The organism is Halalkaliarchaeum desulfuricum (genome assembly GCF_002952775.1).
Classification (GTDB): domain Archaea; phylum Halobacteriota; class Halobacteria; order Halobacteriales; family Haloferacaceae; genus Halalkaliarchaeum; species Halalkaliarchaeum desulfuricum.
Genome location: NZ_CP025066.1, coordinates 797,255 through 821,403 on the forward strand (window position 1 = coordinate 797,255; position 24,149 = coordinate 821,403).

Annotated in this window: 24 protein-coding genes and 1 tRNA gene; 11 read left to right on the plus strand and 14 right to left on the minus strand. The window is 65.8% G+C overall.

The genetic code is table 11. The features are described 5' to 3' along the window. Positions 1-68 precede the first annotated feature (68 nt). The 3 genes from pyrI to AArcSl_RS03915 all read right to left on the minus strand — a co-directional run bounded on the left by pyrI (position 69) and on the right by AArcSl_RS03915 (position 1,936). Complete coding sequence (pyrI, locus tag AArcSl_RS03905) at positions 69-530, minus strand: aspartate carbamoyltransferase regulatory subunit (RefSeq protein WP_119815298.1); 462 nt, start codon at positions 528-530, stop codon at positions 69-71. Beyond that, the gene (gene pyrB / locus AArcSl_RS03910) at positions 527-1,450 is read right to left on the minus strand and encodes an aspartate carbamoyltransferase (RefSeq protein ID WP_119815301.1); all 924 of its coding nucleotides are present in this window, start codon (positions 1,448-1,450) and stop codon (positions 527-529) included. The genes pyrI and pyrB overlap by 4 nt, the downstream gene beginning before the upstream one ends. Before the next feature lie 141 nt (positions 1,451-1,591). Next, on the minus strand, positions 1,592-1,936 hold the full coding sequence (locus AArcSl_RS03915) for a 2Fe-2S iron-sulfur cluster-binding protein (protein WP_119815304.1): 345 nt from the start codon (positions 1,934-1,936) through the stop codon (positions 1,592-1,594). Positions 1,937-2,067: 131 nt separating this feature from the next. On the opposite strand from AArcSl_RS03915, the gene mvaD reads away from it, so the two are divergent. Both mvaD and AArcSl_RS03925 read left to right on the plus strand, forming a co-directional pair. Further along, entirely contained in the window at positions 2,068-3,063 is a 996-nt protein-coding gene (gene mvaD / locus AArcSl_RS03920) for a phosphomevalonate decarboxylase MvaD (RefSeq protein WP_119815307.1), read from the plus strand. Positions 3,064-3,157: 94 nt separating this feature from the next. After that, positions 3,158-4,390, plus strand: a complete 1,233-nt coding sequence (locus AArcSl_RS03925) for an NAD(P)/FAD-dependent oxidoreductase (protein ID WP_119815310.1) — start codon at positions 3,158-3,160, stop codon at positions 4,388-4,390. Between the two features lie 40 nt (positions 4,391-4,430). Here AArcSl_RS03925 and AArcSl_RS03930 read toward each other — a convergent pair whose 3' ends face one another. Then, positions 4,431-5,768: a putative ATP-dependent zinc protease gene (locus AArcSl_RS03930; RefSeq protein WP_119815313.1), complete on the minus strand. Its 1,338-nt coding sequence runs from the start codon at positions 5,766-5,768 to the stop codon at positions 4,431-4,433. Between the two features lie 607 nt (positions 5,769-6,375). On the opposite strand from AArcSl_RS03930, the gene AArcSl_RS17585 reads away from it, so the two are divergent. Beyond that, positions 6,376-6,498 (plus strand): hypothetical protein, encoded by a 123-nt coding sequence (locus AArcSl_RS17585; protein ID WP_281259897.1) that lies wholly within the window; start codon positions 6,376-6,378, stop codon positions 6,496-6,498. Positions 6,499-6,647: 149 nt separating this feature from the next. On the opposite strand, the gene AArcSl_RS03935 is transcribed toward AArcSl_RS17585, so the two are convergent. From AArcSl_RS03935 to AArcSl_RS03965, 7 genes are all read right to left on the minus strand, one after another. Further along, positions 6,648-6,719 (minus strand) — tRNA-Ala (locus AArcSl_RS03935). 23 nt (positions 6,720-6,742) lie between these two features. Next, complete coding sequence (locus AArcSl_RS03940; protein WP_119815316.1) at positions 6,743-7,339, minus strand: rhomboid family intramembrane serine protease; 597 nt, start codon at positions 7,337-7,339, stop codon at positions 6,743-6,745. An 82-nt stretch (positions 7,340-7,421) separates the two neighbouring features. Beyond that, positions 7,422-7,730, minus strand: a complete 309-nt coding sequence (gene rpsJ, locus AArcSl_RS03945; RefSeq protein WP_119815319.1) for a 30S ribosomal protein S10 — start codon at positions 7,728-7,730, stop codon at positions 7,422-7,424. Positions 7,731-7,733: 3 nt separating this feature from the next. Continuing rightward, positions 7,734-8,999: a translation elongation factor EF-1 subunit alpha gene (gene tuf, locus AArcSl_RS03950; RefSeq protein WP_119815322.1), complete on the minus strand. Its 1,266-nt coding sequence runs from the start codon at positions 8,997-8,999 to the stop codon at positions 7,734-7,736. 248 nt (positions 9,000-9,247) lie between these two features. Next, positions 9,248-10,231 carry a homoserine dehydrogenase gene (locus AArcSl_RS03955; RefSeq protein ID WP_119815325.1) on the minus strand — a complete coding sequence of 328 codons (984 nt, stop codon included), beginning with the start codon at positions 10,229-10,231 and terminating at the stop codon, positions 9,248-9,250. Further along, a complete protein-coding gene (locus tag AArcSl_RS03960) occupies positions 10,228-10,803 on the minus strand; it encodes an amino acid-binding protein (protein WP_245883357.1) in 576 nt (191 codons plus the stop codon). Before AArcSl_RS03960 ends, AArcSl_RS03955 begins: the two co-directional genes overlap by 4 nt. Before the next feature lie 167 nt (positions 10,804-10,970). After that, entirely contained in the window at positions 10,971-13,310 is a 2,340-nt protein-coding gene (locus tag AArcSl_RS03965) for a DEAD/DEAH box helicase (protein WP_119815327.1), read from the minus strand. A gap of 364 nt (positions 13,311-13,674) precedes the next feature. Between AArcSl_RS03965 and rio1 the strand changes: the two genes are divergently transcribed. Next, entirely contained in the window at positions 13,675-14,583 is a 909-nt protein-coding gene (rio1, locus tag AArcSl_RS03970) for a serine/threonine-protein kinase Rio1 (protein ID WP_119815330.1), read from the plus strand. 23 nt (positions 14,584-14,606) lie between these two features. Here rio1 and AArcSl_RS03975 read toward each other — a convergent pair whose 3' ends face one another. Continuing rightward, entirely contained in the window at positions 14,607-17,087 is a 2,481-nt protein-coding gene (locus AArcSl_RS03975; RefSeq protein WP_119815333.1) for a sensor histidine kinase, read from the minus strand. Positions 17,088-17,403: 316 nt separating this feature from the next. Between AArcSl_RS03975 and AArcSl_RS03980 the strand changes: the two genes are divergently transcribed. Beyond that, complete coding sequence (locus AArcSl_RS03980) at positions 17,404-17,946, plus strand: KH domain-containing protein (RefSeq protein ID WP_119815337.1); 543 nt, start codon at positions 17,404-17,406, stop codon at positions 17,944-17,946. 46 nt (positions 17,947-17,992) lie between these two features. Here AArcSl_RS03980 and AArcSl_RS03985 read toward each other — a convergent pair whose 3' ends face one another. After that, on the minus strand, positions 17,993-18,895 hold the full coding sequence (locus AArcSl_RS03985; RefSeq protein WP_119815340.1) for a PhzF family phenazine biosynthesis protein: 903 nt from the start codon (positions 18,893-18,895) through the stop codon (positions 17,993-17,995). Between the two features lie 101 nt (positions 18,896-18,996). On the opposite strand from AArcSl_RS03985, the gene AArcSl_RS03990 reads away from it, so the two are divergent. The 4 genes from AArcSl_RS03990 (at position 18,997) to AArcSl_RS04005 (ending at position 21,971) form a co-directional block, all read left to right on the plus strand. Then, a complete protein-coding gene (locus AArcSl_RS03990) occupies positions 18,997-20,340 on the plus strand; it encodes an alkaline phosphatase family protein (RefSeq protein ID WP_119815344.1) in 1,344 nt (447 codons plus the stop codon). A gap of 98 nt (positions 20,341-20,438) precedes the next feature. Next, complete coding sequence (locus tag AArcSl_RS03995) at positions 20,439-20,990, plus strand: GMP synthase subunit A (RefSeq protein ID WP_119815347.1); 552 nt, start codon at positions 20,439-20,441, stop codon at positions 20,988-20,990. 70 nt (positions 20,991-21,060) lie between these two features. Beyond that, on the plus strand, positions 21,061-21,432 hold the full coding sequence (locus tag AArcSl_RS04000; RefSeq protein WP_119815350.1) for a universal stress protein: 372 nt from the start codon (positions 21,061-21,063) through the stop codon (positions 21,430-21,432). Further along, positions 21,429-21,971: a GNAT family N-acetyltransferase gene (locus tag AArcSl_RS04005; RefSeq protein ID WP_119815353.1), complete on the plus strand. Its 543-nt coding sequence runs from the start codon at positions 21,429-21,431 to the stop codon at positions 21,969-21,971. The genes AArcSl_RS04000 and AArcSl_RS04005 overlap by 4 nt, the downstream gene beginning before the upstream one ends. A 30-nt stretch (positions 21,972-22,001) precedes the next feature. On the opposite strand, the gene AArcSl_RS04010 is transcribed toward AArcSl_RS04005, so the two are convergent. Continuing rightward, positions 22,002-22,448, minus strand: coding sequence for a universal stress protein (locus tag AArcSl_RS04010; protein ID WP_119815356.1), 447 nt, complete (start codon positions 22,446-22,448; stop codon positions 22,002-22,004). A 121-nt stretch (positions 22,449-22,569) separates the two neighbouring features. Between AArcSl_RS04010 and AArcSl_RS04015 the strand changes: the two genes are divergently transcribed. Next, positions 22,570-23,004, plus strand: a complete 435-nt coding sequence (locus AArcSl_RS04015) for a universal stress protein (protein WP_119815359.1) — start codon at positions 22,570-22,572, stop codon at positions 23,002-23,004. A gap of 75 nt (positions 23,005-23,079) precedes the next feature. Then, complete coding sequence (locus tag AArcSl_RS04020; RefSeq protein ID WP_119815362.1) at positions 23,080-24,141, plus strand: zinc-dependent alcohol dehydrogenase family protein; 1,062 nt, start codon at positions 23,080-23,082, stop codon at positions 24,139-24,141. The last annotated feature ends 8 nt before the right edge of the window (positions 24,142-24,149 follow it).

Below are 24,149 nucleotides of genomic sequence, written 5' to 3' on the forward strand. Positions count from 1 at the left end.
GACATACCCGTACGTGCAACCCCCGACGGCTAAAACGCTTCGGCGATCCAGTCCACGCCGGGAGAGCCTCACTCCACCGCGAGGTGATCGGCGATGTCCTCGTGGATGATCGTCCCGCAGTAGTTACACCGAACGCCGTCGGAGATGACCTCGAAGGCGGTCTCGACGGGCTCGTCGGCGTTCGTGATGCAGTTGTGGTTCGGACACGACAACAGCCCCGAAACGCGGTCGGGACGCTCGACGCGGTTCTTCTCGATGACCTCGAAGTCGCGGACGATGTTTATGGTCGCCTCCGGCGCGATCAGCGAGAGGACGTCCACCTCGGACTGACTCAGTTCCCTGTCTTCGATCTTCAGGATGTCCTTTCGGCCGAGCCGGCCGGAGGAGACGTTCATCGCGATCGACAGGCCGTAACCCTCCGAGCCGTCGATCCCGAGGATCGCGAGCACGTTGAGCGCCTGGCCGGCGGCGATGTGATCGATGACGGTGCCGTTCCGGATCTTCGAAACGCGGAGTTGGTGGTCACTCATGAAATCCCCCCATGGTTCTCCAGCAGCATTTCCAACAGCGCCATCCGTACGGGGACGCCGTTGTGCGCCTGCTGGAAGTAGCGTGCGTGGTCGGTCTCGTCGACGTCCGGTGCGATCTCGTCGACCCGCGGGAGCGGATGCATGACCGTGAGGTCATCGCGCCCGGCCGCGAGCGTGTCGGCGTCGATCTGGTACTCGCCGGCGACGGCACGGTACTCGCTCTCGTCGGGGAACCGTTCGCGCTGGATTCGGGTCACGTACAGGACGTCCAGTTCCGACAACACCGGCTCCAGTTCCGTGTGTTCCCGGACCTGTGCGCCGGCCTCGTGGAGGTCGAACCGGACGCTGCGGGGGAGTCGAAGCGACTCCGGACTGATGAAGTGTTGGCTTACCTCGAAGTTCGCCAGTGCCGCCGCAAGCGAGTGGACGGTCCGCCCGTACTTCAGATCGCCCATGATCCCGACCGTGAGGTCGTCGAGGCCGTTCTCCTCACGGATCGTGTACAGGTCCAAAAGCGTCTGGCTCGGGTGCTGTCCGGCGCCGTCGCCCGCGTTGATCAGTGGCACGTCGACGAAGTCGCTGGCGAGTTTCGCAGCCCCCTCGCTGGGATGTCGCAACACGAGCGCGTCGGCGTATCCCTCGATAACCCGTACCGTATCGGCCAACGATTCCCCCTTGGTGACCGACGAGGATTCGACCGACCCCATGTCGATCGTGCTCCCCCCGAGTCGCTTTGCGGCCGCATCGAAGCTCATCTTCGTTCGCGTGCTCGGCTCGAAAAAGCAGAGCCCGAGGACGAGGCCGGGACGACTGTCCCGGTAGGCCGCGAGGTCGTCGGCGATCTCGCCGGCCCGGTCGAGCACCGCCTCGACGTCCGACCGGGACAGCTGTGCCGCCGAGATAAGATGGTCGTGACGCATCACTGTACACCGCGTGGGTCATCGACTTGAATCTCACGGGTCTCGAATCCGAAGGCGTATCCACGGACGTGGATGAACGCCCCGGACGTGGATGAACGCCCCGGACGTGGATGAACGCCACGGACGTGGATGAACGAAGCGTCAGTCGTCGGCGCCGGCGACTTCCTCGCCGGCTGCGGGCTCGCTTTCGTCGCCGTCGATGCTCGGGGGATACTCGCCGCGCCGGAGCCGCAGGTCCGACTGGGGACGGGCCATACACGTCAACGCGAACTCCTCTGCCTCTTTTTCGGTGAGTCCGCGGGCGACTGCGGCCTGCTGGGCCACCTCGCCCTCGAGGATCCGCGCCGAGCAGGCGAGACACATGCCGACGCGACACGAGTACTCGTGGGCGATGCCCTCCTCGATACAGGCGTTGAGAATCGTCTGCGTGTCCGACACTCGAACGCGCTCGCCGGTGCCGGCGAACTCCACGGTGTACTCGGCCATGTCGGATCGCTTCGGACAGCGGTAGCAAAACTCTTGTCACTGTCGGCGCGTCCCCGGGATGCGGACAGTTCCCGGAAGCGACACGAAAAACGGAACGACTAACCGCTCTCCGACCCCCAACCCGGTAAACGATGAAGGCGACAGCGAGAGCACACCCAATCCAGGGGCTCGTGAAGTATCACGGACTCAAGAAAAGCGACCCGCGGATCCCGTACCACGACAGCATCTCCGTGTGTACCGCGCCGACGCACTCGACGACGACGGTGGAGTGGCAGCCGGACGCCGCCGAGGACGTCTTCTACATCGACGGCGAGGAGGTGGAGGGCCACGCCGCAGACAGGATCCAGCTCGTGGTGGACCACGTGCGGGAACTCGCCGGGATCGATCATCCGCTCCGCTTCGAGTCGGTGAACTCGTTCCCGTCGAACATCGGGTTCGGCTCCTCGTCGTCCGGCTTCGCGGCGGCAGCGCTGGCGCTGACCGAGGCTGCGGGCCTGGACTTCTCCCGCCAGGAGGTCTCTGCGGTCGCCCGCCGCGGTTCGCTTTCGGCCGGCCGGTCGGTCACCGGCGCCTACTCCCAGCTGTTTGCGGGCCTCAACGACGAGGACTGCATCTCCCGACGGCTCCCGACAGGCACGGGAGAGGACGGCTTCCACCCGGAGACGGATCTCCGGACGGTCGCAGCGCACGTGCCGGCGTACAAACAGACGGAACGGGCCCACGAGGAGGCCGAACAAAGCCACATGTTTCAAGCGCGGATGGCACACGTCCACGAACAGCTCGCGGAGATGCGCGACGCGCTCCGGGCGGGGTCGTTCGACCGAATCTTCGAACTCGCCGAACACGACTCGCTGTCGCTCACCGCGGCGACGATGACCGGGCCGTCCGGGTGGGTGTACTGGCAGCCGGAGACGATCGCCGTCTTCAACGCGGTCCGGGAACTCCGAGAGGAGGAGGACGTCCCCGTCTACTTCTCGACGGATACCGGCGCGTCGGTCTACGTAAACACCCGAAAGAGACACGCGGACCGGGTCGAAGAGCGGATCGCGGAGATCGGCGTCGACACCGAGGTCTGGAGTGTCGGCGGTCCCGCGGAGCTCCTCGGACCCGGCGACGCGCTGTTTTGAGCTGACGGACCGCCGGCGATGTACCGGCAGAGACGAAGCGACAACTGGGCGACCGCCCCCGGTGCTCAAGAGGTTGCAGACCCTCCGTTCGGGTATGCGAGTCGTGGTTTTCGGCGCGGGCTATGCGGGACTGACGCTCACACAGCAGCTCGAATCGAGCCTCCCGGACTCCGTGGAGTTGCTCCTTGTCGACGAGACGGAAACGCATCTCGTTCGACACGAACTCCACCGCGTGATCCGGCGTCCGGACGTGATCGACGCGATCGAGGTGCCGCTCGGATCGGTGCTCGATCGCGCCCGCGTCGTGACGGGGCGCGTCGACGAGATCGATCCCCAGACCGGTCTCGCGACGTTTCAGGAGGGACACGCGCCGGGGATCGCAAGTGAGGACGGAACGCTTTCGTACGATTACGGTGCGGTCTGTCTGGGCTCCGAGACCGCATTCTACGATCTTCCGGGAGTCTGCGAGCACGCGATCCCGCTGAAGCGGAAAGCACACGCACTGTCGATCCGGGACCGATTTCTCGACCTTTGTGAGGCTGTCGAACAGGGAGAAACGGGTCGCGTCGTGATCGGCGGCGGTGGACTCTCTGGCATCCAGATCGCCGGGGAACTCGCCGCACTTGCCGGAGAGCGGGGCCTTTCGGTCGGCCCGGTCGACGAACCGGACGCCACAGACGAGCCACTGGTCGAGATCGTGCTCCTCGAACAACTGGAGACGCTCGCCCCCGGGTTCGGTTCCGCGTTCCAGCGGGCGATTCGGTCGGCGCTCGTCGACCACGGCGTCGACGTCCGGACTGAGACGCCGGTGCGCGAGGCGACCGCCGACACCGTCGAGACCGACGCGGGAACCCTCGAGAGTGATCTGTTCGTCTGGGCCGGCGGCATTCGGGGGCCGGACGCCACCGCGGGGGAACGACCGACGGTGCGTTCCGACCTCCGGCTGTCCGAGTCGACGTTCGTCGTCGGCGACGCCGGCCGGATCGTCGACGCGGACGGGCGGTCGGTTCCGGCGACGGCCTCGGCAGCCATCCGGGCAAGCGAGACCGCCGCCGAGAACCTCACGCGGCTCGTCGAGCACGACCTCGAGGGAAGCGCCGAGTTCGAACCGTCGCTCGAGCGATACCGGTATTCGGTCCCGGGATGGGCAGTCTCCGTCGGCGACGAGGCCGTGGCTGTCGTCGGCGGACAGGTGCTCACCGGACAGCCCGCCCGGAAGCTGAAAGCCGCCATCGGCGGCGGCTACCTGGCGTCGACCCGCGCGACACGGCAGGCAATACAGCTCGTGCAGTCCGAACTCGGTCTGCCCGGCTTCCCGGGACAGTAAAGCGGTGTGAGAAAACTGAGAGTGCGATACGCCTCGCGACTCACTCCTCGGGGCGCCGATCGGGTTTCGGATCGTCGATCCGGCGGCTCACGTCCAGATGGTAGTGTTTCAGCACGTCGCGACCGAGCAACAGCGGGTGACTCATGTGTGCCCTGTCCACGATGCTGGCTTCGACGGTGTGCTGGGTGCCCCCGATCCCGAGCACGATATCCACGACCGGCCGGGATCGTCCCGTCTTCTGGCTGCCGGAACGCACTTTGCTTACGGTGTGGATCGGCCCCGCGCCGATGTCTGCGGCCAGTTGGAGATCGATCGAACTCCGGTCGGCGCCCGTGTCCGACTTCCCGACGACAGTTCTGGTCCCCCTGGTTCCGGTGACGACGACTTGCTCGGTGAAGCCGATGACGGGGGGATCGACGTATCGTTCCGGCTCGTCTGCGGGCATACAGGAAGGGACAGAGTCGTCGAGCGTCGCCGCCAGGTCGAGCACCTGCTCGTCGTCGACCGAACCGCCGCCGCGTTCGATCGCCAGTTTTGCGATGTAGGGAGCCGGGCTGGTTTCGGTTGCCTCGTAAAGCCCCCGGAACCCAGCGGTGGGGTTTACTTCCAGAACGTGCCAGCCGTCCGGCCCCTCGATGAGGTCGACGCCGGCGTAGTCCAGTCCCAAAACGTCGGTCGCCTCGAGCGCATAGGCCGCCGCCTCCGCCGAAATGGTGTCGGTACAGTCCTCGACCCGTCCACCCCGGGCGACGTTCGTTCGCCACTCCGACTCGGCCGCATGCCGGATCATCGCGCCGACGATTTCCTCGCCGACGACGTACACCCGGAGGTCGCGAGGGGTCCGATCGCCCACCGCAAGCAGTTCCTGCAGGAACGCCCGACGCTGTCCGACCACCGGGCTGAGCGGCTCTGTCGTGTCGACTTTCCATGCACCGCCTCCGTGGGTCCCGATCGCAGTCTTGTACACCGCCTCCGGGCCGAACCCCTCTCGGTTCCGGTTGAGTAGTTCCCCACTAAGCGCGAAGAGAGTGTCGGGGATCGGGATACCGGCGCCCACCAGTCGCGTCGCGCTCGCGATCTTGTGGGTTGCAAGTGCCGTCGTGTGTGGATCGTTGAGTGTCGGCCGCAACGCAGCGATCGTCTCCGCGATTCCGACGTGTTCGGCAGGCTGTTCCGTGCTCGAAAGCAGGAGACGATTGGCGACGACATCGACGTCGGGTTCGAGCCGGATCTCCCCGCCGATCATGTGCACGGCAGTGTTGGCCTCCCGGAGCCACTCGGGGTGATGGCCGAGCGCCTCGATAGCGTTGCAGATGGCCTTGGATTCCTTGCTGTCGTGCAAACTCAACACCCCCACACGAACCGGATCAGGTTCCATGTGTTTTCATCGAGGGGACGGGAGTTAACCATAACTATCGATAATGATAGTATCTGCCTGTAAACGCTCCATCGCCCGGATCCGGGTACCGGAAATAGTCGGGGTGGACGTGAAGTTCACTCCAATCGTTGAGGGGTTCTCATAATGATTATTGTAGCGATTTACCGGTCGATCGGCCACCCGGTGGGCCGATCGTCCGGTTACGGCCTAGAATAATCATTATCAGGGGCGGCCGTCACCACTCGGGCCGCCGCCAGGCCACACACGAGCGGCAGCTTCGACGGGAGCGTCGCTCAAACAGTTCGAATCCCGCGTCGTTTGCGAGCCGGACGACGACGGAACGGTCGACCGCGAAACGACGGTTCTACTTGTCTTGGACCGACGACCGTGCGTCGCCAGCGGGGCACGATCTGGTCAATGCGGCCGCGTCCGGGCTCGATGATCCAGATCCGGAAATCGACGTGGAATCGACGCCCTCGTCGGACGGTGCTTTTCCTGTCCGATTCGGGGGACCGGGGTCTCAGGTTCCTCCGACAAGCCCCTGGACCAGTGATCGAGTCGCATCCGGTTGGGAACTATTTTGAGGCCGCTTCGACAAAAGTGAGATATGCTGAGTACACTGACCACAGTATTGATGTGGGGCCTGCTGATCATCGTCGGCCTCATCGCCATCGGGTCGATCCTGTTTTTCACCTACGACACCGTGGCGACGTTCATGAAAGGGACGTGATTTCCGCGCGAGCGAAGCGAGACGAGTGAACTCGGCGGGATTTGAACCCGGAGGAAGACGGTCGCCTCGCTTCGCTCGGCGCTGCGTCTTCCAGGGCTTCAAATCCCGCTCGTCCATTCTCGCTCCCTCGTAAAACTCGGTCGCTCCGATGGACTCGCTGGGATTTGAACCCAGGGCCTCTTCCTTGCGAAGGAAGCGATCTACCGCTGATCTACGAGCCCGCATACGGTCGAAGTCGTCGCGCTCACTTGTACCTTCTGTTTCGATTTGTCACCGACAGGAGCCCGAGCCGTCCGGCAATCAGGCCGAGCACGAGCCCAGTGAAGTGCGCCACCAGCGCGATGCCCGGCCCCCATGTCGCGATCGTAACCACGACCGCGAGCCCGACGAACAACACCAACTGCATGCGCGGGCTCACCTCGATCCGGTCGAACAGCGCCGCAGACACCCGGTTGCCGGCCAGGAGATACCCCATCAGCGCGAACACTGCCCCGGAGGCGCCCAGCACCGCCCGCGCTCCCACGAGACCGCCGAACCACACCTCCGCGATCCCGGCAATCGCGCCAGTCGAGACGAAAAACAGGTGAAACCGGAGTCGGGTCGTCCGGCGCGCCACGAGCGGGCCCACGATCACGAGCGCGAGAGCGTTCCCGAACAAATGTGCCAGGTTCGCATGAGCATACACGCTCGTGACCACCGTCCACGGCGCGATCGAAACGGGCGCCGACAGCACGAACAGAACCGCCGCAAGCCCTGCCAGCGCCGTGAGACGCTGGAGAATGTACACGATGACGAACGCGGCGAGCGTCTCGAGCGTTGGACTGCGACGGAGCGACGACACATCCCCCAGTTACAACTCTCAATATATAAACGGAGAAGATAGCGTGTGAGATGGGCTCGTGCCCGTGTGACGCCTTAGCGCTTCAGTCTTCCAGGACGATCTCGATGCTCACGTCGTTGGGCACCTGAATGCGCATGAGCTGGCGGAGCGCGCGTTCGTCGGCGTCGATGTCGATGAGACGCTTGTGGACGCGCATCTCCCAGTGCTCCCAGGTCGCCGTGCCCTCTCCGTCCGGGGACTTTCGCGACGGAACCTCCAGCGTCTTCGTCGGAAGCGGGATCGGGCCCGCCAGCGAGACGCCGGTCGAATCGGCGATCTCGCGGACGTCCTTACAGATGTCGTCGAGGTCCTCGGGGCTGGTACCCGCGAGGCGGACGCGTGCCTGCTGCATCGATTATCGCTCGTTGACCTCGAGCACCTTGCCGGCGGCGATGGTCTGACCCATGTCGCGGATGGCGAAGGAGCCGAGCTCCGGGATCTCCGAGGACGGTTCGATGCTGAGCGGCTTCTGCGGGCGCACGGTGACGACCGCGGCGTCGCCGGACTTGATGAAGTCCGGGTTCTCCTCGGCGACCTCACCCGAGGCGGGGTCGATCTTCTGGTCGATCGACTCGATGGTACACGCCACCTGTGCGGTGTGGGCGTGGAACACCGGGGTGTAGCCCGCGGTGATGACGCTCGGGTGCTGCATCACGACGATCTGTGCGCTGAACGTCTCGGCGACCGACGGCGGGTCCTCGGCGGGACCACAGACGTCGCCGCGGCGGATGTCGTCCTTGCCGATGCCGCGGACGTTGAAGCCGACGTTGTCGCCGGGGCCGGCCTCCGGCACTTCCTCGTGGTGCATCTCGATCGTCTTCACCTCGCCGCCGACGTCCGACGGCTGGAAGGAGACGTTGTCGCCGGTCTTCATCACGCCGGTCTCGACGCGGCCGACCGGGACCGTACCGATGCCGGAAATGGTGTAGACGTCCTGGATCGGAAGCCGGAGCGGGGCGTCCGTCGGCGGTTCGGTTTCCGGCAGGTCGTTGAGCGCTTCCAGCAGGGTCGGGCCGTCGTACCAGGTCAGTTCGCCGGAGCCCTCCGAGACGTTGTCGCCCTCGAAGGCGGAGATCGGGATGAACGTGGCGTCGTCGGCCTTGAAGCGGACCTGCTTGAGGAGCTGTTTGACCTCCTCGACGACCTCCTTGTACTTCGTCTCGTCGTAGTCGACGAGGTCCATCTTGTTGATGCCGATGATGAGCTCGCCGATCCCCAGCGTGCGAGCCAGGAAGACGTGCTCGCGTGTCTGGGGTGCGACGCCGTCGTCGGCCGCGACGACGAGCACCGCGTTGTCGGCCTGCGAGGCGCCCGTGATCATGTTCTTCACGAAGTCACGGTGGCCCGGACAGTCGACGATGGTGAAGTAGTACTCGTCGGTGTCGAACTCCTGGTGGGCGATGTCGATGGTAACCCCGCGCTCGCGCTCCTCGGCGAGGTTGTCCATCACGTAGGCGAACTCGAATCCGCCCTTGCCCTTCTCTTCGGCTTCCTCTCGGTGCTGCTCGATTACGTGCTCGGGAACGCTCCCCGTTTCGAAGAGGAGACGGCCCACGAGCGTACTCTTGCCGTGGTCGACGTGGCCGATGATGGCCAGATTCTGATGCGGTTTGTCACTCATGGGTAATCACGCGCTAAGGCGCTGTGTAGGGGTTCTTTCGGTTGAATCCACTAAAACGGTTTCGATACGCACCACAGCGCACCCTATCGCCCTCTTGCGTTTTTCTCCACACCGACGTGGTGGTGGATACCAAATATAAGAAACTCGTCACGTCCGTGGCGGGCGAAAATCGCCCACCCACCTTGCCCGTCCCCTCTCACGGGAGTCGGCCGACGTCCCCGCTCACGGGGGTCGGCCGACATCCCCGCTCACGGGAGTCGGCCGACGTCAGCCAGCACGGCGCTTGCGGTTTCGGGTCCGCCGGCGCCGCGGCCGCTCACGTTCAGGCGGCCGGCGTGGTCGGTGTCCAGTTGGACGATGTTCTGGGTGCCGGTCACCGCGAGCGTCCCGTTTTCGGGGACGAGCCGCGGTCCCACCCGGACCGACTCCCGGCTTGCCTCGCCGACGAGCCGGACGGTTCGACCGTCCTCGGCTGCGAGCTCCAGCGCGCTCCCGGGCACGTTTTCGATCCCCTCGACCGCCGCGTCCGCGAGCGTGAACTCCCGGGCGTCAGCGGGATCGTCGGCCGTCCCGAACGAGAGCACGTTCGCCAGGATCACGCACTTCAGCGCCGCGTCCGTCCCGTTGACGTCGAAGGAGGGGTCGGCCTCCGCGACGCCGAGGTCCTGCGCCTCCGCGAGCACGTGATCGTAATCGAGGCCTTCGGCAGCCATCCGGGTCAAGATGAAGTTCGCGGTTCCATTGAGCACGCCGCGAACCGCCGACACGCGGGCGGGACCGACGTCCTCGACGGTCGAGATCGCCGGGATCGCGCCCCCTACAGTGGCCTCGAACCGCACGTCCCCGGCGCTCTCGCGGGCCAGCGCGGCGAGGTCGCCGTACCGTTCCGCGACGGGGCCCTTGTTCGCGAGCACGACGTGTCTGTCCCGCTCGAGCGCTGCTGCCGCGTGGGAGAACCCGGGCTCTGCGTCCCCCAGCGTCGTCGGCGTCGCCTCCACTAGGACGTCGTAGTCGGCCGCGAGCACGTCGTCGGGATCCGCGTCGCCGACGGTGCCGGCGTCCTCCTTGCGGGTTGAGACGGCGTCGACATCGAGGGCGGCGTTCCCGGACGCCGAGTCGGCCAGAACCGCGCTCTTCGAGTCCGCGATCGCCGTCACGGTGTGGCCGTACGCCCCGGCGAGTTCGGCGACCGATCGGCCGACCGCACCGAACCCGAGGATCGCGAGTTTCACGGCTCCACCCCCACGAGCGGCTCGACGACGTCGAACCCTTTCTCGTCGGCCACCGCCCGCACCGTCTCCAGCGCCCGTTCGGTCTCGCCCGCCCTGGTCACGAGGCGGACTCGCGCGCTGGAGGCGCGTTCGGTTCCTTCCGGCGCGGAAAGCGAGACGTCGGCCACCGACGACGCCTCGCAGTCCTCGATCCGGCGGAGCGTATCCGAGAGGCCGGTGTCGATCAGGTGACCGACGAGGACGACTGTGAGCTCCTCGCTGTACCGCTCCGTGCCGGCCTGAATGACGTTCACGCCGGCGTCCCGGAGCGCGTCGACGATACCCTCGAACCGGTCGTCCGGCGCCTCGAGGTCGATCTCGACCGGGATCCGACCGCGCGGGGTGATGTTTCCGCGCTCGTGGTAGATCGAAAGCAGGTTGCCGCCGTTGTCGGCGATCGGCCGCAGCGCCCGGAGCAGTTCGCCCGGCTCGTCCGCGAGTTCGAGTCGAACGGTGTGAGTCGACGTCGACGCCACTTGGCCGCCGTCGGTGTCGGCCTGCGGACCGGCCTCCGGGCCGTCGCGGGCGGTCACAGCGACACCTCCGAGTCGATACGAGAGACGGCGGTCGTGTCCGTGTGCATACCCGGAGTGAAACGGGCGAGTGGGTATAAGGCTTCGTCGAAGGCAGGCGTTGCCTCTCTTTGGGTCCACCGCCATGGGTACACACGACCGCCGATGGCGGTCCACGCGGGTGCCGATCAGCCGACCTGCACCGTCCGGGTTGCGCGGACCGGCATCAACGGCAGCTCCGGAAAGGTCGCCTCGACGACGTACTCCAGTTCGTCGGCCTCCGGCGTCCCGAACACCGCGGCGGGCACGGTCGAGGCGTCCGAGAGGTACACCGATTTCTTGGTCATCCCGGTCCCGTTTACGGTGACGCGGATTCCGACCCTGGCACCACCACCGACGTTCCGGACAGTTAGTTCGTGCATCTCGTGGGCTCCGCGGTCGACGGCGTCGGGGAACTGCCCCCACTCGACGACGATCCGCGGCAACTCCCGGGCAGCCTCGACGATCCGCGAGGCGACTCCCTCGGACAGCCCCGCCGTCGAGAGCTGTTCGGCCCCGGCGGCGACGACCTCCTCGGGCGACTCGAAGCCGGCGTCCGCGAGCCGCTCGGCGCGCCCGGCGCCGACACCCTCGATCGCCGACAGCGGCACCGCCCGCCGCGACACCCCGTGATCGACCCTGGCCTCGATCCGTCGTGCCAGGTTCGCCGCACGCGGCCCTGCAAACCGGTCGAGAAACTCCGACAGCGCCGCGAGCATCCGGAGCGCGTTCTGTCTGATCACCCAGGCGTCAGCGCTCAGATCGGCCGGGATCGAGTCGTCCATCCCCGCATACAGGATCGCGAGCACCTTTCGATTCCCGCCGTCGAGAGGGCTGTCGACGTCAGAAAGCACCGCGTCGATCGCGTCCCGCTCGGACTGTCTGGCGGACACGGAGTCGAACTCCGCCGCTCCGGCGACCGCCTCGAGGACGTCCTCGACCGAAAGCCGTTCCCGGTCGCCGAGTTCGTGAAACCGGGCGGCCGTCTCCAGGCGGAGGTAGTACTTCGAGGTGAGCCGACCGAGATCGGTGGGGGCGACCGCGAGCTCGTCGGTTTCGACGAACCCCCGTTCGACGAGATCGTCGAGAGTCTTTCGTACTCGATCACGGAGCCCGTCGAACCCGTACTGCGCCGGCTCGGAAGCCGCCCGAACGTAATAAAACGTCGTCTCCAGCCAGGACATCACGTCCTCGAGGTCGGCGATCGTCCCCATCGCGATCTCGGCGTTGAGGTGGGACGGGAGGTCGTCGGCGAGTCGCGACTCGATCGGCTTGCCCCGCTGTAGCAGCGTCCGGTAGCGATCGGCGTCCGACCGATCACAGACGACCCAGCCGTAGCCGACGTCGTCGTAGCCGGGCCGCCCCGCGCGACCGATCATCTGGAGGACGTCCAGCGGGCTGATGTCGGTCTCGCCCTCCAGGGGGTCGTGGTACTTCGTGTCGCGAATCACTACACAGCGCGCCGGCAGGTTCACGCCCCACGCGAGCGTCGACGTCGAGAACAGCAGTTCGACGTGGCCCTCCCGGAACCAGCGCTCGATCATGTCGCGGTCGTCCTTCGCCAGCCCGGCGTGGTGGAACGCGACGCCGTCGAGAACCGAGTTTCGGAGCTTGTCGTTCGAGAGCGCTTCCGCCTCCTGGTGGAACTCGTAGTCCCCGCGTGCGCCCACGGGGACGTCCCGTTCCGCCAGCGCGTCGCGCGCCTTCTCGGCAGCCCGGACGGTGTCCTGTCTGGAGGAGACAAACACCAGTGCCTGGCCGTCCTCCCGGAGGTGCGGCTCTGCCAGATCCAGCGCGCGGTAGAGCCGCCGATACTTGTCGGCGAAGGCGTTCTCGCCGTGAGTGTAGGTTTTGACGCCGGTGTGCAGGTCGACCGGACGGTAGTCGTCGCCGAACTGAAAGGTACACGCCGGCGGTGCGTCGAGCCAGTCGGCGATGTCCTCGACGTTCGACATCGTCGCCGACAGGGCGATGATCCGGGGATCACACAGCCGACGGAGCCGAGAGACGGTCACTTCGAGCACACTCCCCCGGCGGTCCGAATCCAGCAGGTGGACCTCGTCGATCACACAGCAGTCGACGTCCCGGACGAACGAGTAGCGGGGCGACTCGTGTTTTCGGGTGGCCGAGTCGGCCTTCTCGGGCGTCATCACCAGAATGTCAGCCCGTTTTGCGCGTCGGGGGTTGAGGTCGCGCTCGCCGGTGACGACGTACACCGAATAGCCCAGCGCCTCGAACCGCTCCCAGTCGCGTTCCTTCTCGTTCGTGAGCGCGCGCAGGGGAGCGAGAAACAGCGCTGTGCCGCCGTCAGCCAGGGTGCGACAGATCGCGAGTTCCGCAAGCGCCGTCTTGCCGGAAGCGGTGGGCGCGGCTGCGACGACGTTGTCCCCCCGTTCCAGAAGCGCCGGCAGCGCCTCGCGTTGCATCCGGTTGAACTCGTCGAACTCGAAGGCGTCGGCGAATTCGGGGACGGCCTCCGCGACTCTCACGGCGAATCACCAGCGCGGGTTCCCATCAGTACCGACGGGGGGCCTGCCACCCAAAGAGGTTACGGGACGTGTCCCTCGGCAATTCACAGCCGAGGGACGCGGGATACTCTCCCGCGGCGATTATAGCCGCGGAGTGGCAAGCACCGCAGCCGGCTGCGGAGGTTTGAAAAGTGCTGCTCGCATGGACGTGATAGTGACCCTGGCGGATTCGAAGGGCGAGGCCGGGAGGGCGGGGGGAGCCGTCCGATCGACGAACCCGGACCCCGCAAGTACCACAGTGAGTGCGCGACGCGAACTGCCACCTCGACGGAACACCCACAGGAGTCGTCCACACTTTTCACCCGTCCCGACGTAGTACAACCGAATGACCGAGGATTTCGGGCTGCTCGACCCCGACGAGGCCGACGCGTTCGGCGACGAGTGGGAGTCGATCGACGTCGACGACACCGAGGCCGACCAGATCGTCCGCCGGCAGGACCTCGCGTTCGACGAGTTTCGCAAACGAATAAAGGACACAGAGCAGTTCAAAGTCGAGGGGGACGTCTTCGACGACGCCACCCTCGCAGCCATCTACAAACTCGTCCAGGACGGCTACGTCGAGGCGTTCGGCGGCCCGATTTCGACCGGCAAGGAGGCGAACGTTTACGAGGCACTGGGCGACGACCGCGAGGTCGCAATCAAGGTTTACCGAATCACCACCTCCAACTTCAGGCAGATGCGCGACTACCTCGAGGGCGATCCCCGGTTCGAGGGGATCGGCAACGACAAAAAGGAGGTCGTGCTCGCGTGGACTCGCAAGGAGTTCGCCAACCTGAAGCGCGCGCGCCGGGCAGGCGTCAGAGTCCCCGAACCGATCGCCGTCGAGCGGAACGTCCTCGTGATGGAACTCGTGGGACTGGTCGAAGAGCGCGCGCGGCGGCTCGCGGAGGTCCACGTCGAGAACCCCCAGACCGCCTACGAGGTGGTTCGCGAGTACATGCGCCGGCTCTACTCGGCGGGGCTCGTCCACGGCGATCTCTCGGAGTACAACCTCATCATCCACGACGGCGAACTCGTCGTCATCGACATGGGGCAGGCAGTGACGGTCCATCACCCCAACGCCGGGGAGTTCCTCGAACGCGACTGCCGGAACGTCGCGACGTTCTTCACCAGACAGGGGCTGGATGTGACCGGCGAGGAACTGCTCGCGTTCGTCACCGAACCCGAACCGGAACCATCAGAAGATCCCGAAGCCGGTCCGTCAGAGGAATCGGGATCAGGGGAGTCGACGTAGCCGCACTCACGAACCCGAACCGGCTACGAGATGTGGATATCCACGCGCGCGCCACCGTTTCTGCTTTCGGTCATCTCGACGTCCCAGCCGTGTGCCTCGGCGATCCGTTTCACGATCGCGAGCCCGAATCCGGTGCCCTCATTCGAGGTGGTGTACCCCTGCTCGAACACCTCGTCACGTTCTTCCGGAGTGACCCCCGGACCGTCGTCGGCGACGTAGATCAACTCGTCCGTCCGCCCCACCCGAATGGTGACGTCCTCGCCGCCGTGTTCGACGGCGTTTCGGAACAGGTTGGCAAACAGGTCCTCGAGCCGCTCCCGATCCGCGTCGACTTCGCCGAGCTTCCCCGGAACCGACAGCGTCGCGTCCGGTGCGTCGATCGTCTCCCAGCTCCGTTCGACCAGCGGTTCGAGCTGGAGCCGCTCGGTCTCGCCGACCACCTCCCCGTGTCGGGCGAGCGTGAGCAGATCGTCGATCAGCCGCTCCATCTTGTCGTGGGCGCGTTCGATCCGTTCGAAGTGTTCCGGATCGGGATCCTCCCGGACGAGATCGAGGTAGCCGTCCGCGACCGAAAGCGGGTTCCGGAGGTCGTGGGAGACGACGCTGGCGAACTCCTCGAGCCGATCGCGCTCCCGCTTGAGTTCCGTCGCCGTGTCGGCCCGGTCCAGCGCGATCTTCGTGTGGGAACCCAAAAGCGACAACACCTCGGCATCCTCCTGATCGAACGCCCCCCGCTCGGCGGCGAACACCTGTAGGACGCCCATGTCGTCGACCGGGACGGTTATGACGGAGGCGAAAAGGTCCTCGATGAGCGGATCGTTCCGCCGCGGATCCGACGTGCCGTCGTCCACCCACTCGAAGAGGTCGTCGAGACCCCTCCCGCTTCCGGATCCCGTCCCACCGCCGTCGGTCGAAGACTGTGCTCGGGTCGAGGTTCCAGAGTCGGGCGTGCGGGCGGTGTCCGGTGTGATGTCCGCCTGTAGCGTCGACCGGTCGGTGTCGTCGTCTCCATCGGATTCGTCGCCGGACCCGACCGCCGACAGCCACGCGTCCGATCCCCCCTCGGCGGCCGCACCGCGGATCGTGAGATCGTCGACGACGTGCGCCTGTCCGGCGGAAAACACCCGCCTGGCGATGCCGGAACTCACGGCGTCGGTCAACGGACCGTCCCACTGCCCCGTCTCCGTGGTGACCTCGAGTTCGCCGTCGGACGCGAGGAACAGCCGGGCGTGTTCGACATCGAGGATCGACACCGCGCCCTCGACCGCCCGGTCACACACCGCCTCGCGCTCGGCGGCGGACGCCAAATCGTGTGTCACGCCCAGCAGGGCTTCCGCCATCCGTCGACGTCGGGCGAGTGCAGTTTCCGCGCGGGTCCGGTCGGTGATGTCGTGCAGGAGGATCAGGAACCCCCGGTGGCGGTCCGGAGAAGTCACCGTCACCTCGAACGTCCGGGAGCCCGACGGCGTCTCGAGGGTGATCTCCCGCCGGTCGCTGGAGATCCACCCGTCTGATTCGATCACCGAAAGCGGGTCGGGCGGGTCCCCTGAACCCGTCGAAGCCGCGTCACTCGAGCGGTCGGCGGCGGCGGGATCGGAGAATTCGTCTTCGACGAGCGCTTCGACGGTGTCAGCCAGGGACGGGGACAGCGCAGAGAGCGACGAACCGACGAGTTGGCCGGGTGCAAACAGGTCGCCTGCGGCGTCGTTGTGGTCGACGACGTCGTATCGTTCGTTGACGACGATCATCGATTCGGCCATCGAATTGACGATGTCGCCGCGCCCCACCGGCGTGAGATCGAACCAGCGGTACCGGAAGACGCTGGCCGCCGCCGCGAGGACGACCAGCACTGTCGATAGGGCGGCGACGTTCACGCCGGGCGTGGGAACCGGTCCGAGGAGGTAGATCCCGCCGACGACGACGGGCGAAAGGGAGAACACGAACAGCGTCGCCACCTGTTTCCGGAGGACGCCCCGGGAAGAGAGGACCGCAGAGACCAGGAAGGCGGTCGCGGTCGCGAGAAGCACCGTGACGAACGCGAGATACATCCAGAACAGTGGCCCCCACTCGACGCCTACGGTGTGGGGCGCCTCACTCGCGAAGGTAAACCCCGTCCAGAACAACCAGTGTGCCTCGTTCATCGAGATGAGGAGCAGAAACACCGTGGCGATCGCCCCCAGGGGAGCGAACACGGTCGGAGTCAACCAGTCGGTTCGGCCGGTGTACCAGCAGACGTACGCCAGCCACAGGATCGGCAGCGGTACCGTCCCGACGTACTCCATCTTCAGCAGGAACACGGAGCCGGCCGGACCGGTATACACCACCTGTAGCGCGTGGGCGAGCACCCAGACTGCCCCGCTGCCGACCAGCGCAGCAGCTATCCACGCCCCGGTTTTCGGTCCAGAGCGTTCGCGAGCGAGCAGCAGGAAGTACACCGCGAACGCGGCCAATGACACCCCAGCCAGGGCCAGCGGCACGGCGTACAGGTGTGGGTCCCACCCCATCTAGCGAATATCACACACGGAGGGGTCAAATCAGTTTTCATCTATTTTCGTTCATGAAAATAAAAATAACTGACACGTTCGAAGTCGGGGGTGTCTCCGAATTGGGTTCCGGAAAATCAGTCTCAAATAAAAAACAAACACCGTATCTGGCACCGAACTCCAGGTAGCCAGCCACCACACCCCGACAGCCAGCCACCACACCCCGACAGTCTCGCACGCGAGAACCACCAGTCGGTCAGCAAAGCGCCGGCAGTTCGGGATCAACGCCGCGTTCGACCTTGAAACGCTTAACCGTCTCCACCGACAAACAGCAGTCATGCAACACGTGAAGGTCCCGAAGGACCGCATCGGCACGCTCATCGGCGAGGGGGGCGCCACGATGCGGGAGATCGAAGAGCGAGCGGAGGTCCGGCTCGACATAGACTCCGAGACCGGGGCCGTCCGGATCGAAGAGACGGGCGATCCCGTCACGGCGCTTTCGGCACCCGACATCGTCCGGGCGATCGGTCGCGGCTTCTCTCCCGAGTCGGCGCTTAGCCTCCTCGACAACGACCTGCGGATGTTCGACCTGATCGATCTCACGGATCACACCCGAAACGAGAACGATCTCACGCGGCAGAAGGGCCGAATCATCGGCGAAAACGGCCGCACACGCGAACTGATGGAGGAACTCAGCGGCGCCGACGTCGTCATCTACGGCACGACTGTCGGAATCATCGGACAGCCCGACGAGGTCGAGGTGGTCCGCCGTGCAGTGGGGATGCTACTCGAAGGCGCGCCGCACGGATCGGTGTACTCGTTCCTCGAACGCAAACACAACGAGCTGACGAACGACGTGTCGTTCGAACGAACGCACTGAAAACCCCCTCCCCACACCGCTCCGTCCTGTTCTCGACTCTCGGCGTTCAGATTTCGATGATATCGTCCTCGTCGGCGTCAGGTACCGCGATCGAGCCCTCCAGACTCTCGACTGCAGTCCCGCCAACGTGGATCCCGTCGTCGAGCCGGACCCGGACGATCCCGCCCCGGTCCAGGAAGTGACCCTGCTCGAAGCGCAGTTCCTCGGGAGCGTCGCCGTCGAACGCGCCGACGTGGTCGAGATACGCCCCACACGCGCCCGACGCCGTCCCCGTCACCGGGTCCTCCGGGACCCCGACTGCGGGGGCGAACATTCGGGCGTGAAGCGTCGACTCCGCGGACAGGGTATCGAAGGTGAACGCGTAGACGCCGGCGACGTCGTGGGCTGCCGACAGCTCCTCGATCGCCTCGAAGTCCGGGGTCGCGCCGCCGAGGCCCTCGAGGAACGCCACCGGAACGACGAGGAACGCCAGTCCCGTCGAGGCGACGGCGGTCGGGAGGTCGGCGCCGACGTCGGAAAGCGCCGCCGGATCGATCCCGAGCGCGTCCGCGAGTCGGTCGTAGTCGGGATCGACCTGTCGGACGGACGGCTCCTCCCCCGCCATCCACACCGTGCCGTCCTCCTCGAGTTCTATCTCGAGGACGCCGTCGTTCGTCTCGAGCGTGTGGACGCCGGGCGCCAGCTCCCCGTTCGCAGACAGGAGTCCGTGGCTCGCGATCGTGGCGTGCCCGCAGAGATCGACCTCCGTTTCGGGTGTGAAGTAGCGGATCCGACGGTCGGCCGCCGTCGAAGGGAACAGGAACGCGGTTTCGCTGGCGCCGAGTTCGGCCGCGATCGCCCGGAGCTGTTCGTCTGCGAGTCCGTCGGCATCGGGGACGACGCCAGCGACGTTGCCGGACAGCGGTTCCTCGGCGAACGCGTCGACGAGGTGGACGCGACGGATTTCCATACCCATCCGTGGAGAGCCGGGCGGTTAAAACCGGTCGGTACCGGTGTGCGATTCGCGCTGGAACCGGGAAGGTTGATATGGCGTTCGCCGCTATGGCCGGTATGGGACTGTTCGATCGGCTTCGCGGAGCGGACAACCCGCGGGTCGCTTTTATCGGCATCGACGGCGTGCCGTTCCGGCTCATCGAGAAGCACAGCGACCGCTTCCCGAACCTCGCCGCGCTCGCGTCGGACGGCACCGCGGGGGCGATAGAGAGCATCGTCCCGCCGGAGTCGAGCGCGTGCTGGCCGGCACTCACCACTGGGAAAAATCCCGGCGAAACCGGCGTCTACGGCTTTCAAGACCGCGAGGTCGGATCATACGACACGTACGTTCCGATGGGCCGGGACGTCCAGGCGACGCGGGTGTGGGACCGGGTCACCAAGGCCGGGTACGACGCGACCGTGATGAACGTCCCGGTGACGTTCCCGCCACAGCGCAACGTCCAGCGGATGGTCTCGGGGTTCCTCTCGCCGGAGATCGACAAGGCCGCCCGCCCGGACGAACTGCGGGATCGCCTGCAAAAGAACGACTACATCATCGACGTCAACGCCAAACTCGGCCACAAAGACGACAAGACTGCGTTCATGGAGCACGCCCACAAGACGCTCCGGAAACGCCAGAAAGCGTTTACCCACTACCTGAAGGCCGACGACTGGGACCTGTTTTTCGGCGTGTTCATGACAACCGACCGCGTGAACCACTTCCTGTTTCGTGATTACGAAAAGAACGGCCCCAACTACGAGGCGTTCATGGAGTTTTACGAGCAACTCGACGAGTACATCGGCGAGATCCGGTCGCTGCTCCCGAAGGACGTCACCCTTGTCGTCGCCTCCGATCACGGGTTCACCACGCTGAAACACGAGGTCAACTGCAACGAGTGGCTCCGTCGGGAGGGGTGGCTCGAGTACGAGGGCGACGATCACGACTCGCTTTCGGACATCGACGACGACGCGCAGGCGTACTCGCTCATTCCGGGACGCTTCTATCTCAACCTCGAGGGGCGGGAACCCCGTGGCAGCGTGCCCGAAGACGACTACGAATCGGTTCGCTCCGAGCTGAAAGCCGACCTCGAGGCGCTCGAGGGACCCGATGGCAAGTCGGTGTGCAAACGCATCGTCGATCGCGAAACCGCGTTTCGGGGGGGCCACAGCGAGATCGCCCCCGATCTTGTCGTGATTCCGAACGACGGGTTCGACCTGAAGGCGGGGTTCAAACCGAAAGAAGAGGTGTTCGCCGCCGGGCCTCGAAACGGGATGCACACCTTCGACGACGCCAGCCTGCTGATCGACGATCCAAGCGCGAACATCGAGGACGCCGATCTGCTCGACATCGCGCCGACGATTTTGGAACTCATGGACATCGACTACAAGCGGACGACGTTCGACGGCGCCGGCCTCATGTGACCACGTTCGTGTATACCTCCCCGATATAATCGCTGGGAAACGCCACACAGCTGCCCACGCTCCGAGCTACTTTTGCCGATCGACGCCGAACGGGCGGTATGACCCGGATTCTCGTCGTGGACAACCACGGCCAGTTCACCCACCTGGAGCGCCGGGCGCTTCGGGATCTGGGCGTGGAGACGGAACTCGTGGACAACGACACGCCTCCCGAAGCGATCGACGCCGACGGCCTCGTGCTCTCTGGCGGACCGGATATCGCACAAATCGGCAACTGTCCGGCGTATCTCGAACTCGATGTTCCGGTGTTGGGGATCTGTCTCGGAATGCAGCTGATGGCCGCCGAGCTCGGTGGCGCCGTGGGATCTGGAGAGTACGGCGGCTACGCAGACGTAGACGTGCGGATCCTCGACCCCGAAGATCCCCTCGTGGGGTCGCTCGCTCCCGAGACACGGGTGTGGGCGAGTCACGGCGACGAGGTCCGGGAGGTCCCGCCGGGGTTCACCCGGACGGCAACCTCGTCGGTGTGCGACATCGAGGCGATCTCCGACGTCGACCGGGACCTGTACGGCGTCCAGTGGCATCCGGAGGTCGCCCACACCGAACGCGGCGAGGAAGTCTTCGAGAACTTCCGTGCAATCTGTGAAAAGTGAGGACCACAAAAGCGGCAGGACCACCCGTCCGGCCGGGAACGTTTTTATCGTCCCCTCCGACGGGCCACCCATGAGGATACTTCTCGGCCTGGGAACGGGGGACGACTCCATACACACGCTGGAGCGAATTGCGAGACGGGCAACCGCCGCGGGCGACGAGGTGTCGATCGTCGTCGGCGGTCCCGGACCGGTGACGTCGATCGAGGAACTCGAAGAGCGAGTGCGAGCGGAGCTTTCGGGCCTGGACGTCGACGCCGAGATACGGACGCTCGGCGCCGACGAGGACCTGGGTGGATATCTCGTCGAAACCGCAGAACGGGAGGGGTTCGACCGGATCGTCCTCGAGGGCGGGGCACGGAGTCCGATGGGGAAGATACAGCTCAGCAGCACCGCCGAGTTCGTGCTGCTCAACGCCACAACGTCGGTGACTCTCGTGCGATGACGGGACCACGACGCTACCCGGACGAACCGGCCGGACCGTTCCAGGAGCCGCCGCGTGCGTTCACCGATCGGGAGGGACGAGAGATCGAGATCCGGGCCTGTCGGGGGGAGCCAGAGGAGTACGACGCGCTCGTCGAGATGTACACGGGGTTCGATCCCTCCGACCGCGCCCAGGGAATCCCCCCGGCCCAGGAGTCCCGGATCCGGTCGTGGCTCGACACCATTCTCGACGAGGACTGTCACAACGTGGTCGCCTGGCACGGCGAGTCGGCGGTGGGTCACGCGACGCTGGTTCCGGACGACGAAGCCCACGAACTCGCGATCTTCGTGCTCCAGGAGTACCAGAACGCCGGGATCGGCACCGAACTCATCGAGGGGCTTTTGGGCCACGGCGCGAGCGAGGGCGTCCGGAAGGTGTGGCTCACGGTCGAACGGTGGAACCACGCCGCAGTGGAACTGTACCGCAAAACCGGGTTCGAGACGAGCAACGCAGAGAGCTTCGAACTGGAGATGGCGATCCGCTTGGCCGAACCGGAGTGAGAACCGAGCGTTCGAACAACGTTCGAACCGTCACACCGACAGAACGGGCTGGCTGGCGTACAGCAGAACGTATTCGGCGGCCTTCTCGAGCACCTCGCCCGGATCGCCAGACGTGGGCTCCCGTGGGACGACGATGAAATCGGCGTCGATCGATTCGGCGGTGTCGAGGACGACACTGCCGGGGTGGCGGGTTTTGATCCGGGTCGAGAAGCCGTAGGCGATCGAGGTGGAGACGTCGACGCCGCGCTCGTCACCCTGCTGTCGGATCCCCTCGGTGTACAGTTCGGTCTCGTCGGCGACCTCGTCGGCGTCGACCGCGCCGGTTTCGATCGCCCGGACGACCTCCTCCCCGAGGACGTACATCGCGTGGATGGCAGCGCCGTACGTCTCGGCAACAGTGAGGGCGTACTCGACGGCGTCGGAAGACTCGTCGCTGCCGTCCACCGGCACCAGCACGAGGTCAACTTCCAGGGTCATACCGAAGACTGGGTTCGCAGCCCTCAAAAGAGTGACTTCCTCCAGCGGGTCGAATCGAACGCACGTCGATTCGCCATCGCGAATGGGGCATTTAAAGTCGGTGCCCCCGGTATCTCACGCCATGTTCGAGACGGTCGTCATCGCAACCGACGGCTCCCAGAGCGTCCAGCGCGCGGTGGACGTCGCCCTGGATCTCGCCGCACGGTTCGATGCGGAGGTCCACGCACTGTACGTCGTCGACGCCGGGGACGTCGAGTCCTCGCCGGAGGAGATCCGGTCGGAGCTCCGGGACGCGCTCTCCGAGCGCGGACGAGAAGCGCTTTCGGCGGTCGAGTCCCGCGCGGGCCGAAACGTCGTCACGGCGGTCCGGGAGGGACGCCCCGCCAGTGAAATTACTGCGTACGCACGCGAAGTGGACGCCGACCTGGTCGCGACGGGCACCCGCGGCCGACACGGCGAGAACCGCTTTCTCATCGGGAGCGTCGCCGAACGCGTCGTCCGGACCTGCCCCGTGCCGGTGTTGACCGTCCGACAACTGGCCGAAGAGGGCGAATAGCGGATTCTCTCGGCCGGCCCGTCCACTCTCACCCGCAGTAATCTTATTTGACACGTGAGCGTAGTTTACGGTGCCATGAAGGCGGCTATACTCGAGGAGCACGGGGAACCGCTCGCGATCGAGGAGGTCGACGCGCCGTCGGCGGATCCGGAGGGAGCAGTCGTCGAGATCGAGGCGTGTGGGATCTGTCGCAGCGACTGGCACGGCTGGCAGGGCGACTGGGCGTGGCTCGGGATCCAGCCCCAGCCGGGACAGATCCTCGGCCACGAGCCCGCCGGCCGGGTCGTGGAGGTCGGCGAGGAGGTCGAACACGTCCGGGAGGGCGACCACGTCGCGATTCCCTTCAACATCGGCGACGGAACGTGTCCGGAGTGTCAGCGGGGATACTCGAACACGTGTGAGAACCTGATGCCGCTGGGGTTCGTCGAGCCCGTCCAGGGGGCGTTCGCGGAGCTGACGCACGTCCCGGCGGCGGACCACAACGTCGTCCAGCTGCCGGACGGCGTCTCGTCAGTGGACATGGCCGGGTTGGGCTGTCGGTTCATGACCTCCTTTCACGCGCTGGCCCACCGGGCCGACGTCGGCGCCGGCGACTGGGTGGCCGTCCACGGCTGCGGCGGGATCGGGCTGTCGGCGGTCCACATCGCCGACGCGCTGGGGGCGAACGTGATCGCCGTCGATCTGATGGACGAGAAACTCGATCTCGCCACCAACCTGGGAGCCGTAGCGACCGTCAACGCCTCGGAGGCCGACAACGTTTCAGGCGAGGTGGCCGCGATCGCCGGCGGCGGCGCGGACGTGTCGGTCGACGCGCTGGGGATCGCCGAGACCTGCCGGAACTCGGTGCAGAGCCTGGGCAACCGCGGGCAGCACCTCCAGATCGGGCTGACGACCGAAGCGGAGGAGGGCGAGGTGTCGCTGCCGACCGACATGATGGTGATGAAAGAGATCGAGTTCATCGGATCGCTGGGGATGCCGCCGACGCGGTACGACGAAATCTTCCGGATGGTCCAGACCGGGAAGCTGCAGCCCGCAGAGATCGTCTCCGAGACCGTCGCGCTGGAGGACGTGTCGGCGAAGCTCGAGGCGATGACCGACTTCGGGACGACCGGGATTCCGGTGATCGAAGAGTTCTAGGCTCCGGA

Excerpts from the sequence above, each read along its gene's own strand:
- AArcSl_RS03915 (WP_119815304.1), bottom strand. The coding sequence starts at position 1,936 with ATGGCCGAGTACACCGTGGAGTTCGCCGGCACCGGCGAGCGCGTTCGA.
- AArcSl_RS03990 (WP_119815344.1), top strand. The coding sequence starts at position 18,997 with ATGGGACTGTTCGATCGGCTTCGCGGAGCGGACAACCCGCGGGTCGCT.
- AArcSl_RS04005 (WP_119815353.1), top strand. The coding sequence starts at position 21,429 with ATGACGGGACCACGACGCTACCCGGACGAACCGGCCGGACCGTTCCAG.
- tuf (WP_119815322.1), bottom strand. The coding sequence starts at position 8,999 with ATGAGTGACAAACCGCATCAGAATCTGGCCATCATCGGCCACGTCGAC.
- AArcSl_RS04020 (WP_119815362.1), top strand. The coding sequence starts at position 23,080 with ATGAAGGCGGCTATACTCGAGGAGCACGGGGAACCGCTCGCGATCGAG.
- AArcSl_RS04010 (WP_119815356.1), bottom strand. The coding sequence starts at position 22,448 with ATGACCCTGGAAGTTGACCTCGTGCTGGTGCCGGTGGACGGCAGCGAC.
- rpsJ (WP_119815319.1), bottom strand. The coding sequence starts at position 7,730 with ATGCAGCAGGCACGCGTCCGCCTCGCGGGTACCAGCCCCGAGGACCTC.
- AArcSl_RS04000 (WP_119815350.1), top strand. The coding sequence starts at position 21,061 with ATGAGGATACTTCTCGGCCTGGGAACGGGGGACGACTCCATACACACG.
- AArcSl_RS04015 (WP_119815359.1), top strand. The coding sequence starts at position 22,570 with ATGTTCGAGACGGTCGTCATCGCAACCGACGGCTCCCAGAGCGTCCAG.
- AArcSl_RS03975 (WP_119815333.1), bottom strand. The coding sequence starts at position 17,087 with ATGGGGTGGGACCCACACCTGTACGCCGTGCCGCTGGCCCTGGCTGGG.
- AArcSl_RS03925 (WP_119815310.1), top strand. The coding sequence starts at position 3,158 with ATGCGAGTCGTGGTTTTCGGCGCGGGCTATGCGGGACTGACGCTCACA.
- AArcSl_RS03985 (WP_119815340.1), bottom strand. The coding sequence starts at position 18,895 with ATGGAAATCCGTCGCGTCCACCTCGTCGACGCGTTCGCCGAGGAACCG.
- rio1 (WP_119815330.1), top strand. The coding sequence starts at position 13,675 with ATGACCGAGGATTTCGGGCTGCTCGACCCCGACGAGGCCGACGCGTTC.
- mvaD (WP_119815307.1), top strand. The coding sequence starts at position 2,068 with ATGAAGGCGACAGCGAGAGCACACCCAATCCAGGGGCTCGTGAAGTAT.
- pyrI (WP_119815298.1), bottom strand. The coding sequence starts at position 530 with ATGAGTGACCACCAACTCCGCGTTTCGAAGATCCGGAACGGCACCGTC.
- pyrB (WP_119815301.1), bottom strand. The coding sequence starts at position 1,450 with ATGCGTCACGACCATCTTATCTCGGCGGCACAGCTGTCCCGGTCGGAC.
- AArcSl_RS03995 (WP_119815347.1), top strand. The coding sequence starts at position 20,439 with ATGACCCGGATTCTCGTCGTGGACAACCACGGCCAGTTCACCCACCTG.
- AArcSl_RS03930 (WP_119815313.1), bottom strand. The coding sequence starts at position 5,768 with ATGGAACCTGATCCGGTTCGTGTGGGGGTGTTGAGTTTGCACGACAGC.
- AArcSl_RS03980 (WP_119815337.1), top strand. The coding sequence starts at position 17,404 with ATGCAACACGTGAAGGTCCCGAAGGACCGCATCGGCACGCTCATCGGC.
- AArcSl_RS17585 (WP_281259897.1), top strand. The coding sequence starts at position 6,376 with ATGCTGAGTACACTGACCACAGTATTGATGTGGGGCCTGCTGATCATC.